The following is a 16320-nucleotide window of genomic DNA, read 5'->3' on the forward strand; positions in this document are numbered from 1 at the left end:
TTATTTGAAAAGAAATTAATTTTTATTTTGAAAAAGAGAATTACATGATCAATCGCACGCCACCAAGTTCTGAAACTCGGTATGAGAAACGATCTCCTGGAGAACCAATAAACATAAAGTTTTTTGGGATATTCCATTTTTCGGATAATTCGTCAATTATTTTTGGACCAAACTCACCTTCTAATTCAATGAATTCAATATCAATTTCTGGATAAGCACGGTCTAAAACTTTTAAATCGACAATCAATGAATCATTGGATGTGCCATCGTTCTTAACGTTTACAATTTTAAGTTTCTTAGTCGATTCGTTATTTTGAACATATTGCATTACTTTATTCAGTATCGCAACATCATCCCCTTTGGTAAAAAACACCAGCTCTTGCATATTGATTTTTAGGTTCATTTTTAATAAATAACGATTACTAAAAATCACCATTTTACGCAATGGCTTGTAGAAATATTCCAAAGCACTGATCAAAACGTGAATTAAGAACGAACGATTAAGCATGATTGCAATAAAAAGTAATGAAGGAACTAGGTATTTGATGAAGGTATAAAATGAATCTACATTCAATTGTATATTTCCTACAAAGGCAGCTACAATTAATGATACAGCAACCACAACGGCAATTCCTCTTGCTTTTTCTGGTCTTGGTAATTTTTTACGTTTGAATTTTAATAATAAATTTCCAATTCCGAATAATCCCATTACAGCCAAGAACGAGAAGGTATACACACCTGCTAATGCAATGATATCCCCTTTTGTAACAAATAAAACAGAAACACATAGGATTAGGAAAGTGATAATTATTCTATAGTTAGAACCTCTACTGTTTTGTTTTAAAAAGTAATTGGGTAAGATTCGGTCTAATGTCATACGGTTTAACAATCCAGAAACCCCAACAAATGAAGTTAATACAGCTCCACAAAGTACTAGTACAGCATCGATTGAAATTAAATAAGCCAGCCATGATCCACCAGTCGTTTCACCTAAGAAAGCAAGTAATGACTCTTGATGCTCTCCAACTTGAGCTAATGGAATAATACAAATAAGCAATAAAGCAATTACGGGATTGAAAAAGCTAACAATAGCCCACATGTTGCGAAGTGTCTTTGGGAAAACGCCAATTTCTTGCTCTTCTACAAAGTTAGCTGAACTCTCAAATCCAGAAATCCCTAGCATGGCTGCCGAGAAACCTAAAAATAAAGCATTAACGATTGTGCCAGAGGTTATGGGTAAACTCCAATTTAGATGAAAAACATCTAGTCCGTTCATGAAAATAAACCAAACGGAAGCTACGACTAGTAAAGTTAAGGTCGTTAAGTGTGTAATAAAAATAACTACCGCTACAATCGCCGATTCTCCTATTCCTATGATTGCTAATCCAGTAAAAAGCAGTAGGATTATTACAGTTGCAATTGTGATATTGATGCCAGGAGCAATATTATGTAAATAATGCATTCCTTCTGAAGCAGAAATTACCGCCGTTGCCATGTATGATAGGACTGTCAATGTTGCCGCTACTGAGGCTAGCCTTTTTGAAGAGGTGTTCAAAAGAACGTTATATGCACCACCGTTTAATGGTAAGGCACCTACTACTTCTCCATATATTTTTCTAAATAAAAATAATACAACAGCAACTAGTAATAATGAAATCCAAGCGTATTGTCCAGCATACATGATAGTTAAGGCTGATACGTAAAGACAAGAGGAACTAATGTCATTCCCGCATATCGCTGTTGCTTGTAATTCGTTTAATTTTTTATGTACTATTTCTTTCATTATTTTTTAATTTTAACTCACTAATTATCTTCGAATATGGATTGCAAGATAAGCATTTGTAGGACAATCTCAAATAAGTATATAAAATCCTTTTTTGACTCAATACCGATCTCTGAATGGAGTATGAAAGGGTACGAGGTTGTTTTTGCTATTACCGTAATTGAATTTTGACGAAATAAAAACAGGTTAAAATAATTGATTAGTGTTTAATGTATTGATAACTAATGCTATATTTAATGTTCTGTCAATTTAGACTCGTTTTTTTTAGAGATGCGAGATCTAATTCATGAAAGAGAATGGAATTTAGGTAGAAAAAAGTGATTATTGATCCAAAAGACGGCGATGGTAATTAATTTGACCTAAATGGTAGGCAAGGTGAGTCGTTAAGTGGATCAGCATAAATTCAGTCGAAGTTTTTTGTTCGAAAACGATGATAGGGTATTCTTTTTGAAGATCTTCTTCGGTCAGGGAATTTAAAGTTGTGGTGATAGTCGAAATTGTACTGTCAATTTGTAGCAGTAAGTCTGATGTAGCGATGTTTTTTAAGGAAAACTCCAAAGGTCTGTTTCTGATATAATCCGTTTTTCCTAGAGCACTACCAATGTAGGCATTGAGATTTCCTACTAAATGCAGGCATAAGTTCCCTGCCGAATTTGATACTTGTTTGTCAACAGCCCAAATTTGAGCATCGTTTTGGTACAATTCAATTTCGACCTTCAATCGGTTTAGATCGCGATTAAATAATGTTTGTAGGGTAGTTAGGCTCATTGATCACTTTTTTTGATATTGTTTCAATGACAATAAGGCATTATCGTGAATTTTTTTATGCATAAATCCAGTCCAACCTAATAACAAGCCAGGAAGTCCTAAAGCTTGTTTGGACCATTTCCAGATGTCAAAATCATCAGTGTGTTTTATGATTAAACCGTCTTTAAAATGAAATTGCGCACCCACATGGTTAATGACCTCTCTATTGGTTTTGCTAAAATTATAGGTAGCAATCCACTTAGCAGAACCTAAATATTGATCTGCTTCTATATTAGAGAATTCAATTTTGATGTTGCCTTTACTTTTAGCGATAAGCATTTTCCACATATCACTAACTTGGTCGCCCATTAATAGTCCAAAAACAGGATCTCTAAATTTGATCTCAGGATGGTAGCATTTACACATCGTTTCGGCATCTGCATTTGCAAAGGCGGTATAGAATTTAGTAACTAATTGTTGATTTTCGTTCATGTCAAAAAAGAGTGAGCAGTAAAACTACTGTTTTTTTTGTTAAAACGGTAGAAAGGCCATACAATTTGTAGGAATAGAGGTGATTATTTGTCAGTGCTATAGCAAAAGCAAAAAAAAACAACTCTCTTAGTGCATAAATTGCATTAAAAGAGCTGTTTTGTAATCTCAGTTAGGTACTAAAATGGTGCAGTGAAAACTAGTTTTCTGAGTTTTCTAAATGTTTTTTGGCACTGTCAATTTTAGACTTTCCTTCGGCTATTAGCTCTTTGCTGTCTTTTTTTAACGTCTCGTATTTCTTAGAAAGAGTTTCAATCGAAGATTCGTATTTGTCTTTTAAATCGTCAGCATAGTCTTGGCTTTTGCGTTTGATTTTTTTTCTAGTTTTTTCGCCTTTATCTGGAGCGTATAAAATTCCTAATATTGCTCCTGCTGCAAACCCGCTTAAAACTCCTAGTATTACTTTGTTATTTTTCATGATGTTTGTTTTTATATGTTATTATTTTATAATCTTTTTCCTTGAATGATTCTTAGTAAAATAGCAATGATTGCAATTACTAAGAGAATGTGTATTATGGAACCTAAGCTGTATGCAAAGAATCCAATTGCCCATAAAATAACCAAAATGACTGCTACGGTGTAAAGTATGTTGTTCATGCGATTTTAATTTAATAAGTTAGTACAAGTTTCTGTTTTTTAGATACTTCAAAGGTCATTAAATTAGTAATCGAAGCTGTTATACAACTTTATTTAAATGTTATAGTATTTACACTTTTAGCGTTGCGTCGTTATAAAATATGCTCTTATGGCATAGTCAAACCGGCATTAAATTCAGTATTGCTTATTTATAAAGCCTTTATTTCTTTGGCGGTTTCGTAGTTCTTTTGATTTGTATTGTATTTAGACTCAAATTTCGCTGTTTTATTGTAGGCTGTGAAATTCCCAAACGGACTACCAAATTTGGTGTAGTTTCCCTTTATATTAAAACGAACAGCATCAATATTGGTTGTTTTTAATTTGGTCATTTCTGAATTTGAGAAATTATAATACCCAATGATCGTATTGCCATTCATGGCAGTGTTCCCTTTATCAGAGCAGGTTATTATCGTATTATCAGTTAAATACACATAAACCGTACCAGAAACGAGAAATTTTGGATTTGTTGTTTCAACTGCAATTTTTAGGATTCCATTAGTGTCTGTTTTTGCAATTTGAACATGAACTATACCTGTTAGTGCGTAAGTATCTGAAATAAAACTCCAATCTGGAGTTGCTTTGTAGTTTTTACTTCCGGTTAGCGTCATCGAGTTCTGACTGGATGCGGCTACAGAAATGAGGAGTAGGAGCAGAAGGATTTTGTTTTTCATTGCTTTCTTTTGTTGAATACGGTTGTGGTATTATTGCTTTTTTTCGAATAAATCAATCCAGTCCATCGACTTGATTCCAGCTATTTTATTGGTATCATCCATATAGACTCTTAGTTCTTTGTTGGCTACTTTTTTCGAATAAAGTGCCTTGTATCTAAAAATCAGGGTGTTTTTATCAGCATCTTTGTAAATTTCGATCAACTGTAAATCTTTAAAAGTTCCATACCATTGGCGGTATTTTGCGCAAGTTTTGGATAGCTTTTCTAAGGTAATGTTGTTGATAACGGATGTTGTTGCCTCAGCTTCTGTAAAAGGTTTGAATTTTGAGGTATTACAAGTCATTAAAATACGCTTTCCTAATTCATAAGCTCTGTCTTTTTGAAAAGAACTTGTTTCAGACAGGGCAATTTTGACGGTTTTAGCTTCCTCTATAACGGGGGTGTCTATTTTTTTTGATTTACACCCAACAAATACAATGATACTCAAGGTTAGAATTAATTTTTTCATTTGGGAGTATTTAATTTTAAAAGTAAGTTAGGATCAGGGCAGTTTTCTAAATAAAAGGCCAAATCGTTCTTGCTACACACTCCAGGGTAATCACCTAATTTGCCTTGGATGTCATCAATAATTTGAAAGTGTAAGTGTGGAGAATAATCGCCATTAACGGCTGCTGCTCCAAGTGTAGCAATTGTTTCTCCTTTTTTGAAAAATGCTCCAATTTCTAGATTTTCTATAGATTCTAACGATAAATGGCCGTATAAAGTATAAAAAACCTGATTTTCGACCTTATGTTCTAGAATGATTGTAGGTCCATAATCACCAAAACCGCTGTTGTAATTAAAACTATGAACGTTACCGTCTAGCGCCGCTAGAATAGGTGTTCCTGCTTTTATCCATAAATCAAGGCCAATATGCATGTTGCGCTCGTCTATTGCATCGTCTTTAAAAATGGTAGATCGCTTGTACAGATTGCGCTCTTCATTGTATCCACCAAAAGCTACTTTGGCATTGTTCTGCGCTAAATAACGTTCTATATATGTTTCGAATTCCGTTGACGTTCCCAGTGATTCCTCTAATAGTTTAGCATTCGAAACGGATAAATCTAGTGGGGTGTATTGGTTGAGCGATACCGCATCGGCAATTACTTTAACGTCTGGAATGGATTGTAATAGTTGTTCTAAAGCTGTCATTTTGTGGTGTTTTTGTAAGGTTGACTAAAATAAAATAAAAAAAGCCAACTTAAAAAATTTAGGTTGGCTTTATAACTTTTATTTAAGATTGTATCTAATATAAACTTGGGAATTTTGAAGGGTTTACTTCATTCATCATTGCGTAAACTTTTTCAAAGATATCTTCGGCAGAAGGTTTAGAGAAGTAATCTCCATCTGTTCCGTACGAAGGTCTGTGTGCTTTTGCTGTTAATGTTTGAGGCTTACTGTCTAGTTGACTATAAGCATCTTGTTGTTCTATAATTTGCTGTAAGATAAAAGCCGACGCTCCACCAGGTACATCCTCGTCTATTACAAGTAAGCGGTTGGTTTTACTAATGCTTTTTACAATATCTTGATTAACATCAAAAGGCAATAAGGATTGAATATCAATTACCTCACAGCTTATTCCTAGTTCTAATAGTTCATTGGCAGCTTGTTCAACTAATCTCAATGTTGATCCATAAGAGACTAAGGTGATATCCGTTCCTTGTTTAAGTGTTTCTACCTGTCCAATAGGAGTTTTAAACTCTCCATAATTCAACGGCATTTCTTCTTTTAAGCGGTAACCATTTAAACATTCAATTACTAATGCAGGTTCATCACATTCTAATAATGAATTGTAAAAACCAGCTGCTTTAGTCATATTTCTAGGGACTAAAACGTGGATTCCTCTAACAGCATTGATAATCATTCCCATAGGAGAACCAGAATGCCATATTCCTTCTAAACGGTGTCCACGGGTACGAATAATAAGTGGTGCTTTTTGTTTACCTACAGTTCTATATTGTAATGTAGCAAGATCATCACTCATAATCTGGATTGCATACAGTAAATAGTCCAAGTATTGAATTTCGGCAATAGGACGTAATCCTCTCAATGCCATTCCAATTCCTTGACCTATTATGGTTGCTTCGCGGATACCTACATCGGCCACACGCAATTCGCCATACTTCTCTTGCATTCCTTCTAAACCTTGGTTTACATCTCCAATATTTCCAGAATCTTCACCAAAGATTAATGCCTCAGGGTATTTTGTAAAAATAGCATCAAAGTTATCACGTAGGATCATTCGACCATCTGTTTCTTCTTTTTTGTCAGTAGAGTAAACTGGTACTACTTCTTTGGCAGAAAACACATTTAAATCGGATTCAGAATATAAGTGACTGCTAAATTTGTATTGGTTTTTAGCGGTAAAGTCAGTAATCCATTGTGATAATTCATTTTTACCACTTTCATTAAAGATCAGTCGCAATGTTTTGCGAGCAGCTACTAAGATCTCTTTTTTCAAAGGATCTTTAATGCGATTTAAAGTCGAGGCGTGCTTCAAGATAGTGTCTTTGTTGGCACTTGTTTGAGCAATATTGTTTAGTAATGCAACCAGTTCTTTTTGTTCTTCAACAATCGGTTGGATAAAAGTAGTCCATGCAGCTTTTTTAGCTTCTAGGACTTCTTTTTTAGCATTGTTATCAATTGCATCTATTTCTTCAGGTGATGCAATATTGATTGCGATCATCCATAATTTCATTTGTCGAATACAGTCAAACTCTTTTTCCCATGCAAGACGATCAGCATCTTTGTATCTCTCGTGAGATCCTGAGCTAGAATGTCCTTGAGGTTGTGTTAATTCGTTTACATGTATTAATATCGGAACGTGTTTTTCACGAGCAATAGCCGATGCTTTTTCATAAGTAGCAATAAGGTCAGAGTAGTCCCATCCTTTTACTCTTAAAATCTCGTATCCATCATCATTTTTATCGCGTTGATATCCTTTTAAGATTTCTGATATGTTCTCTTTAGTTGTTTGGTGTCTCGCGTGTACTGAAATTCCGTATTCATCGTCCCATACGCTAACAACCATGGGAACTTGTAATACACCAGCAGCATTAATTGTTTCAAAAAACAAACCCTCGGATGTACTTGCGTTTCCAATTGTTCCCCAAGCAACTTCGTTTCCATCTACAGAGAAATTCTCTTTATTAGGAATGCCAGGTACTTGTCTGTAAATTTTTGAAGCTTGTGCTAAACCTAGTAAGCGTGGCATTTGCCCAGCAGTAGGAGAGATGTCAGCACTAGAATTTTTTTGTTTCGTTAGGTTTTTCCAAGAACCATCTTCGTTTAAACTATGTGTAACAAAATGACCTCCCATTTGTCTACCTGCCGACATGGGTTCTTGTTCTATATTTGTATTACCGTATAAACCGGCAAAGAATTGTTCTATTGTTAATTCCCCAATCGCCATCATAAAAGTCTGGTCACGGTAGTATCCCGAACGAAAATCTCCGTTCTTGAAAAACTTAGCCATAGCCAGTTGAGGCACTTCTTTTCCGTCACCAAAAATACCAAACTTAGCCTTACCGGTCAGTACTTCTCTACGACCTAATAAACTACATTCTCTACTTGTGATCGCGATTTTGTAATCGTTTAAAACTTCGGTTTTGAAATCTTCGAAAGTTAATGTCGAATTTAATTTTTCTTTTATCATAATTGAAAAGGATTACTTAGCGGGACAAATTTAATTAAAAACTGTCTATTATCATAGTTCCTTGAAATAAATATAATTTAATTATTAACAAATAAAATCCCTTATAATAAATAAAATATCAATAATAATTACTAATTACTTAATTTTGTTAAATATAATTCAATATAACGATTTGAAACTATTTAATTAAAACCATTTTCTATTAAATAAATTGAATAATATTTTTGGTGATAAAGTGATAATAAAGCGAATTTTTTCATTGTAATTTTTCTGACCTACTTCCCAACCGTTTGACGAATAAACGGGGAAGTAGACCTCAAAGTAGTCAGTTACTAGGTTCAAGCGTATTCCGCTATCAAATAAAAAGGTTTCTTTTTGGTATTTATTTTTAAGTAGCCCGATGTCGCCGTAGGCTTCTATAAAGTTCCAAATGGTATAACCTCCATTAATAGTGCTGATCCATTGATTGGCAAATGGTGTCGCAAGTCTTGATTTAAATCCCCCTTCGGCAAGAATTAATTGCTGGCTAAAAAAGCCGCTGTCTTCGGATCTACCGTAATAATTGTAATCAAATAAATAATCGGTTGGTCTATCTAATGCAAAGCTAAAATAATCAGAGTTGGTGGTATTGTATAAAAAAGCACCAGCATATAAGCGTAAATTGATTTGTCTATTATTTTCAAATAGTTTGCGGTACTCCAGCTCTGTTGCAAGTTTTCCAAAGTTACTAGTAACTTGTGCATCGCCCATAAAAGCGAGATGTTTGGTTACTTCTGTTTTAGTATCGTAATATTTGGCATTGAAAACGGAGTAATTGATACTAGAATTATTAACCACAATTTTACTTTCGTCTTTATTAACGACTACTTGTCTTAAAAGCAGCAACTGTTTTCTATTGTCTCTAAAGTTTGCTTCTCTAAATCGGAAACTTATGGTAGGGTTTAACTTTAAATAAAAAGCATCAGGAGCATAGTGAAAATAAGATCCAGAAAAGGCATATTTTATATTGTATAAAGCGCCATCCCTATAGTTTTGATTAACAGATAGTCCGCCTGAACCAGAGAATGTTTCTGTTTTAGTAGAATAGGCAGGGTTGATGTCAAATATAAAGGGTTTCTCTAAGATGGTTTTATTATGCAAGCGCAAGCCTGGCGAAAAGCCATCATATAGATTGTAACCTAGGCTAGGCACATACAATATTTGATTGTAATACGGATCTTCTAGATCTTTCATGAAAACAAACTTAATTGGTCTGTTATTTGGAAAAAAAGATTTGAGCGACTTCCAGTTGTTTCTTAAATTGTACTCAGGAACTTCATTTTTGTAATTAAGAATGATTTTATCGGCTTCATTTCGGCTCATCCTGTATGTACTATCATTAGCAGTAGGTTCTAGCCATTTTTTAAAAACCACATCTCCCTTTTTTATACCATATACAGGAACAGGAACAACAATTCCAGTTTTGTTTTTGAGAGAAAAATAGATGGAATCTTTAGTTCGTGCTACTTTTGCAAATTTGTAATCGACTACAGCTCTTGATTTGATGATGGTTTCAAAAAACCAATTGATATCCTTCGATGCGTTGGTTTTTAATAGGTTTTCAAAGTCAGCGGCGGCTGTTTGTCTTTCTTTGTTCAAGCTGTAAAATTGTTCTACACTATGGTCAACAGCTTGTTTTTCTAGATAACTATCCAAAAAGCGCAAACTCAGACCAGCTCTATACTTGCTGGCAATTTGTTCGTTGAATTTTACAAGTGTGTTTTTTGGATCTCCCAAGGCTTGGTCAAGGTTTTTGCGTGCCATAAGCATATAGAAATAGCTGTATTGCTCGTTAAAATCCAAGTTGGTTAAATGAAAGCTTTTTAATAATTTAAAATTTGCTGCGCTGCCTAGCATTTTGCTGTTGGGATGGTTTATGTCAATGTATTTCATCATCGTATAGACTTGGATAGCGTCATACATCCAGCCTTCCTTTCTTATGTCTGCGCGCAAACTGTTTTTTAAGTACACATTCAAATAGGTCTTAAGAAACTTAATTTCAAAAGTAAATTCGTCTGAGAATGGACTGATGAATGAAGGCAGTTGATTGAGTCCATAAAAAGGATTTCGATCATACTCTGTTTGTGAAACCACAATTTTTTCAAACGGATAAGTGCCAATGTGCTCGTTTACGTAATTTATGATGGAATTGATAACAATAGATTGCTCAGGAATACTGATTTTGTTTTCTTGAAAGTTGGTGATCACTTCAACCGTATTGCTTTTAAAACTCTTAAAACTAGTTATGGGTTCAATAAAAAGGCTAAAATTCACACGATTTTTGCCGCTAAGTCTGTAAACAGCAAAGGCATCATCAGTTGTTGGTTCCGTAGCATTCAAATCAGTAGTTACAGCCAGTCCTTTGGGTACTTTTAATTCAATATCAAAGTTTGATACCGCATTTGCACTATCATCAAGATTTTCATTGGCATATTTAACAAATTGGTGATTGATATAACGGGCAGGAGTGAGGTACCATGTTTTAAGATTCATACCGCCAGCAGTATCATAGCCGTATCTCGTAAATTTGTCCGAAGGTATCTTTACGGTATAGGTGAGATGAATGGTCGTTTTTTCATTGGGAGCAAGCGGTTTTCTTAACGTTACTAGAATCACATCGGGATCGTCATCTGTGCGCAGCCAGCTCAAGAACAGTTTTTGATCATCAATTAAGGTAAGGTTATCTGTACGTCCTCTTTCTTCTTCCTTGGCCAAATGAAACCCACGATAAAACTCATCCGAAAAGCGTTCGGCCAGTGGAGATTTTACATTTGAGTAGCCATTGTTCCAGTCGTTCAAAACAACGGTGTTCAAAACATCATCCGATTCATTAAAATAGTTTATTTCTTGTTGAACCGTTAGCATTTTAGTGTCCATATTAACTTCAACAACCATTTGGGAACGGTGTTGTGCGTACTGTTGTATAGAGGTCAATAGACAAAAAGAAATAAACGCTATTTTAATACCTATTCTCATTGATGTATAGCTGTTTGATTAAGATTCCAATATACGCATATTTATAAGAACTTTAAAAATAAGGCATAAAAAAAGAGCTGTTCGTACAACTCTTTTAAGTATTAAAAATTAGGTTCTAATTTGTATTTTTTATAGAAGGTATCCAGTACTTCTACTACCTCGTCTTCGGTATCGACGATTTTAATTAAGTTCAAATCGTCTGGCCCCACCGTATGTTCTTTTTCAATTAAAACAGTTTTGATCCAGTCAATCAATCCAGACCAGAAACTTTTCCCAACTAATATGATAGGGAACTTCGCAATTTTTTTGGTTTGTATCAAAGTCATCGCTTCAAATAGTTCGTCCATTGTTCCAAAACCTCCTGGCATCACCACAAAACCTTGAGAATATTTAACAAACATTACTTTTCTAACAAAGAAGTAATCAAAATTCAAATTCTTATCACTGTCAATATAAGGGTTAAAATGCTGCTCAAAGGGAAGCACGATATTCAATCCTACCGATGTACCTCCGCCTAGATGCGCCCCTTTGTTTCCGGCTTCCATAATTCCAGGACCACCACCAGTAATCACACCATAGCCCGCTTTGCTTATCTTGTAGGCAATGCGCTCTGCAAGTAAGTAATATTTATCTTCTGGTTTAGTACGCGCCGATCCAAAAATAGACACACACGGACCTATACGTCCCATGTTTTCGTAACCATTCACAAACTCGGCCATGATTTTAAAAATCGCCCAGCTGTCATTAGTTCTTATTTCATTCCAAGTTTTTTGTTTTAAGTGGTCTTGAATCACTTTATCTTCGTCATTGTCAAAATCTTCTAATCTCATTGTATGTATTTTTATACTATTATTATTTGGAGCTATTTCCTGCTTTTCACTATATCTTTTACTTGCTAAAGGAGCAAGTAAAAGGATGCCGTTTCAATCAGGGCTATAAATCCGGAACACTAAATTACGTTTTTTTTCAAAAAAGGAAAGGTTTCTCGATCCTTATTTTTTTAATTTAGGTAGGTTTTTTCCAGTGATTTAGCTAATTACTTTGATAACCAGTCTTTTAAAAATATAGTATTTAGAGCTATAGTACTAAGGCTAGTTTTAGAATAAAGCTTTTATTTCTTTTTCTAATGACAAACCATATTCATAACCATATTGATAGATTTGGTCGATGCGCTTGATGTCAAAAAGACCAAACTGACTCATATCTGGTGGTTCAATAAATAAGTCACATTTCCCTTTTTTATCCTTTACAGAACTGCTTAATGATAAGTGAAAACTGCGATCCAGTATGTTGTTCATGTGAATCTCTGTTAGTTCGGTTTTTATAGAATTCACTGATATGCCAATAATTTGCTCGCATTGATGTAATAATGGTTCAATAGGGAAATTGTCTAAAACACCCCCATCTACATAATAAGTGTTGTTGTATTGGATAGGCTGGAACACAACTGGAACACAACTGGAAGCCATCAATGACTTTGAGAGATCACCAGATGAAAAATAAACAATTTCACCTTTTAAAATATCAGTTGCTGCCACATGAATAGGAATGTTTAATTCAGAAAAAGAGTTGGTAGGAAAGTACCTAGCGTAGATGCTTTCAAATCCTTTCATAGAAAAACAGCCTTGTTTTTTAAATAAGATATTAGAAAAACTAAAAAAATGTCCTTTTTTAATGATCGACAAAATCTCAGCAATTGAATATCCTTTGGCATAAAAGGCTGCGGCAATAGCACCAGCACTGGTTCCTGAAAGGATAGAGGGTTTTATTCCAAATTCTTCTAAAGCTTTCATAACACCCAAATGAGCAACACCTCTAGCGCCGCCACCAGACAACACTAAGCCTAATTTATGTTTCATAACTGTTGATTGAATAGATGAATTGTTTTGGACTAAATTAAGTAATTTTTTAGTTTTATCAGGTAATAGTTTAAATATGATTTAAGGAAATATAGATGGTTTTTGCTACAGTTAAAGAGCGGTTGTATAAGTTTGTTGCTTATAGTAGGCTTTGTCCATTCAAGTCGTTTGTGAGAACAATGCTTAAGTGATCCAAAAACGGTCGCACAGTTTGATAGATACTATTTACTTTTAAAACCAAATCAGGCGCCAGAATTTCGGCATCTGTAAAACTGTGACGTAGTATGAATTGTTTGTGTCGTATTAAATCAATGGCTTCGTGATCCTTAGGGAAACCTTTGGGGAATGTGGGTACTTGATTACCAGTCAAATCGCCAAAATTATCTTTGATAGGTTTTGCATGGAGTAGTTTGCGCCATAGGGCAGGGTTAAGTTCAATGTCTTTCCTGATTCTTTTTAAATCCTCAGGGTTAGGAGAGAAGAAGCCGCAAGCCAAGAAGTTATTCCCCGGTTGAATATTCATATAATAGCCACCTCTTTTCGCTTTAGAAGAACGTTGTAAACTAAAGGCAAAGCGAACTTTATACGGTAGTTTGTCTTTGCTAAAACGCACATCGTTGTAGATACGGTACAAGCTTTTCTTGGCAGAGGCATTTTCGATCGCGTCGTGTGCATTCATAAGTTCAATCAGTTGCGCTACAAAATTGATCATGTTGTTTTGTGCATCAAGATAGCTCTCTTTATGATCTGCGAACCAGTCTCTATTGTTGTTAGTAGCTAAGTCGTTCAAAAAAGAAATGCTGCTTGGAAGTATTGCGGTATTGTTCATTTTTAATTGTTGTCTAGATGGCTTTTCAATTGGAGATTTCAAACACAGACTTCATCATGAAGTTCTCATGTCTAGTTATGGAAGTTGTAAATATAATCAAACTTTCATTTTAGTTAACTTGTTATTGAAAAAGCGCTGTGATTTCGAAATTTTATTAATAGATTTCATTAGGTTATTTTTGAACTATAAATACCATAGCCCCGATAGCAGCGATATTCTTTATGTTCTTTATTTAAGAACATAAAGATATAGCGTCCCGAAAGCTTTCGGGAGCGGGAAGATGCCTCTTATTATTAAGAAACTGACAGTTTGTTTTTATGATTTTATCAATGGCAGTAGGGTAAGAGTGTCAGGATGGCAGATTATTTTCCGCCATTTTAACAAAAACTGACAATTGGCAAGGGGGTTTTGTGTTGGCACAAAGATTGCTTTACAGTCAGCAAGTAATAAAAACGAGTATACATTAAATTAAATATATTAAAAATGGGTAAAATAATCGGAATTGATTTAGGTACGACAAACTCTTGTGTTTCTGTAATGGAAGGTAATGAAGCAGTTGTTATTCCTAATGCAGAAGGAAAAAGAACTACACCATCTATCATCGCTTTTGTTGAAGGTGGAGAAATTAAAGTGGGAGATCCTGCAAAAAGACAAGCGGTAACAAATCCTACCAAAACAATTGCTTCTATTAAACGTTTTATGGGACAAGGTTTTGGTGAAGTTTCGGCTGAAGCAAAAAGAGTTTCTTACAAGATTGTAAAAGGAGACAACAATACACCACGTGTGGATATTGATGGTCGTTTATATTCTGCTCAAGAATTGTCAGCAATGACGCTACAAAAAATGAAAAAAACTGCTGAAGACTATTTAGGTCAAACAGTTACTGAAGCAGTTATTACTGTTCCTGCTTACTTTAATGATGCACAACGTCAAGCGACTAAAGAAGCTGGTGAAATTGCAGGTCTTAAAGTAATGCGTATCATCAATGAGCCAACTGCTGCGGCACTTGCTTACGGATTAGATAAAAAAGGAACGGATCAAAAAATTGCTGTTTACGATTTAGGTGGAGGTACATTTGATATTTCTGTTCTTGAATTAGGAGACGGAGTTTTTGAAGTATTATCTACAAATGGAGATACGCACTTAGGTGGAGATGATTTTGACCACGAAATTATTGACTGGTTGGCTGACGAATTTAAAGCTGAAGAAGGAATTGACTTGCGTCTTGACCCAATGTCATTACAACGTTTAAAAGAAGCTGCTGAGAAAGCGAAGATTGAATTATCATCTTCTACTGAAACTGAAATCAACTTACCATACGTAACGGCTACAGCTTCAGGACCTAAGCACTTAGTTAAAAAATTATCTAGAGCTCAATTTGAAAAATTAACTGATTCATTAGTGAAACGTTCTATGGCACCAGTGGCTAGAGCGTTGAAAGATGCAGGTTTATCTGTTTCTGATATTGACGAAGTTATCTTAGTTGGTGGATCTACACGTATGCCAAGAATTGCTGAAGAAGTTGAAAAATTCTTTGGTAAAAAAGCGTCTAAAGGAGTTAACCCTGATGAGGTTGTTGCAATTGGAGCAGCTATTCAAGGTGGAGTTCTTTCTGGAGATGTAAAAGATGTATTGTTACTTGACGTTACACCTTTATCTTTAGGTATTGAAACTATGGGTGGAATTATGACTATCTTAATCGAAGCTAATACTACTATTCCAACTAAAAAATCTCAAGTTTTCTCTACAGCTGCAGATTCTCAACCAACTGTTGAACTTCACGTTCTTCAAGGAGCTAGAGCAATGGCTGCTGATAACAAAACTATTGGACGTTTTAACTTAGACGGTATTCCACCAGCACCAAGAGGAGTTCCTCAAATTGAGGTTTCTTTTGATATTGATGCAAATGGTATCATCAAAGTTTCGGCAACTGATAAAGGAACTGGAAAATCTCACGATATCCGTATCGAAGCTTCTTCTGGATTAACATCTGAAGAAATCGAAAGAATGAAACAAGACGCTGAAGCTAACGCTGAGTCTGACAAAGTTGCAAGATCTAGAGCTGAAAAATTGAACGAAGCAGATGGAATGATCTTCCAAACTGAAACGCAATTGAAAGACCTAGGAGATAAATTAGCTGATGATCATAAAGTTGCTGTAGAATATGCATTGACTGAATTGAGAATGGCTCACCAATCTCAAGATATTCCAGCTATTCAAACTGCACTTGATAACATCAACGCTGCTTGGAAAACTGCTACTGAAGCTATGTACGCTCAAGGAGAACAAGGTCAAGCTGCTGCAGAGCCACAAGCTGCTGCTCAAGGAGATGATGTTGAAGACGTAGAGTTTGAAGAAGTAAAATAATTTTTTATGTAGAGACGGACAGCAGTCCGTCTTTAACATGAAAAAGACAGATTATAGTCCGTCTCTACAATACATACAAAAACCGTTCACTTATGGAGGGCACTGAAAAAGTGTTTCTAATAAATTAAGACCTAAAAAGGAGTAGATATCTATTGATTTCTACTCCTTTTT

At 34.9% G+C, this 16320-nt stretch carries 14 protein-coding genes; 1 reads left to right on the forward strand and 13 read right to left on the reverse strand.

Annotated elements, in window-relative coordinates; all coding sequences use genetic code 11:
* Positions 1-40: 40 nt before the first annotated feature.
* From H8R24_RS13330 to H8R24_RS13390, 13 genes are all read right to left on the reverse strand, one after another.
* Positions 41-1783, reverse strand: coding sequence for an APC family permease (locus H8R24_RS13330; RefSeq protein WP_187019834.1), 1743 nt, complete (start codon positions 1781-1783; stop codon positions 41-43).
* Positions 1784-2104: 321 nt separating this feature from the next.
* On the reverse strand, positions 2105-2551 hold the full coding sequence (locus H8R24_RS13335; RefSeq protein ID WP_187019832.1) for a DUF1572 family protein: 447 nt from the start codon (positions 2549-2551) through the stop codon (positions 2105-2107).
* Positions 2552-2554: 3 nt separating this feature from the next.
* The gene (locus tag H8R24_RS13340) at positions 2555-3022 is read right to left on the reverse strand and encodes a nuclear transport factor 2 family protein (protein ID WP_187019830.1); all 468 of its coding nucleotides are present in this window, start codon (positions 3020-3022) and stop codon (positions 2555-2557) included.
* 196 nt (positions 3023-3218) lie between these two features.
* Positions 3219-3497 carry a YtxH domain-containing protein gene (locus tag H8R24_RS13345; protein ID WP_187019828.1) on the reverse strand — a complete coding sequence of 93 codons (279 nt, stop codon included), beginning with the start codon at positions 3495-3497 and terminating at the stop codon, positions 3219-3221.
* Between the two features lie 26 nt (positions 3498-3523).
* Positions 3524-3676, reverse strand: a complete 153-nt coding sequence (locus tag H8R24_RS13350; protein WP_187019825.1) for a lmo0937 family membrane protein — start codon at positions 3674-3676, stop codon at positions 3524-3526.
* 188 nt (positions 3677-3864) lie between these two features.
* The gene (locus tag H8R24_RS13355; RefSeq protein ID WP_187019823.1) at positions 3865-4386 is read right to left on the reverse strand and encodes a hypothetical protein; all 522 of its coding nucleotides are present in this window, start codon (positions 4384-4386) and stop codon (positions 3865-3867) included.
* Between the two features lie 30 nt (positions 4387-4416).
* On the reverse strand, positions 4417-4893 hold the full coding sequence (locus H8R24_RS13360) for a hypothetical protein (RefSeq protein ID WP_187019821.1): 477 nt from the start codon (positions 4891-4893) through the stop codon (positions 4417-4419).
* Positions 4890-5576 (reverse strand): peptidoglycan DD-metalloendopeptidase family protein, encoded by a 687-nt coding sequence (locus H8R24_RS13365; RefSeq protein WP_187019819.1) that lies wholly within the window; start codon positions 5574-5576, stop codon positions 4890-4892. Before H8R24_RS13365 ends, H8R24_RS13360 begins: the two co-directional genes overlap by 4 nt.
* Positions 5577-5670: 94 nt before the next feature.
* Entirely contained in the window at positions 5671-8079 is a 2409-nt protein-coding gene (locus H8R24_RS13370) for an alpha-ketoacid dehydrogenase subunit alpha/beta (protein WP_187019817.1), read from the reverse strand.
* 186 nt (positions 8080-8265) lie between these two features.
* A complete protein-coding gene (locus H8R24_RS13375; protein WP_187019883.1) occupies positions 8266-11013 on the reverse strand; it encodes a gluzincin family metallopeptidase in 2748 nt (915 codons plus the stop codon).
* Between the two features lie 182 nt (positions 11014-11195).
* Complete coding sequence (locus H8R24_RS13380) at positions 11196-11924, reverse strand: LOG family protein (RefSeq protein ID WP_187019815.1); 729 nt, start codon at positions 11922-11924, stop codon at positions 11196-11198.
* 267 nt (positions 11925-12191) lie between these two features.
* Positions 12192-12953: a patatin-like phospholipase family protein gene (locus tag H8R24_RS13385; protein ID WP_187019813.1), complete on the reverse strand. Its 762-nt coding sequence runs from the start codon at positions 12951-12953 to the stop codon at positions 12192-12194.
* A 139-nt stretch (positions 12954-13092) separates the two neighbouring features.
* The gene (locus H8R24_RS13390; RefSeq protein ID WP_187019810.1) at positions 13093-13782 is read right to left on the reverse strand and encodes a DUF2461 domain-containing protein; all 690 of its coding nucleotides are present in this window, start codon (positions 13780-13782) and stop codon (positions 13093-13095) included.
* Between the two features lie 483 nt (positions 13783-14265).
* Between H8R24_RS13390 and dnaK the strand changes: the two genes are divergently transcribed.
* Positions 14266-16149, forward strand: coding sequence for a molecular chaperone DnaK (gene dnaK / locus H8R24_RS13395; RefSeq protein ID WP_187019808.1), 1884 nt, complete (start codon positions 14266-14268; stop codon positions 16147-16149).
* Positions 16150-16320 lie beyond the last annotated feature (171 nt).

Origin of the sequence: Flavobacterium muglaense (genome assembly GCF_014305155.1) — a bacterium.
Classification (GTDB): domain Bacteria; phylum Bacteroidota; class Bacteroidia; order Flavobacteriales; family Flavobacteriaceae; genus Flavobacterium; species Flavobacterium muglaense.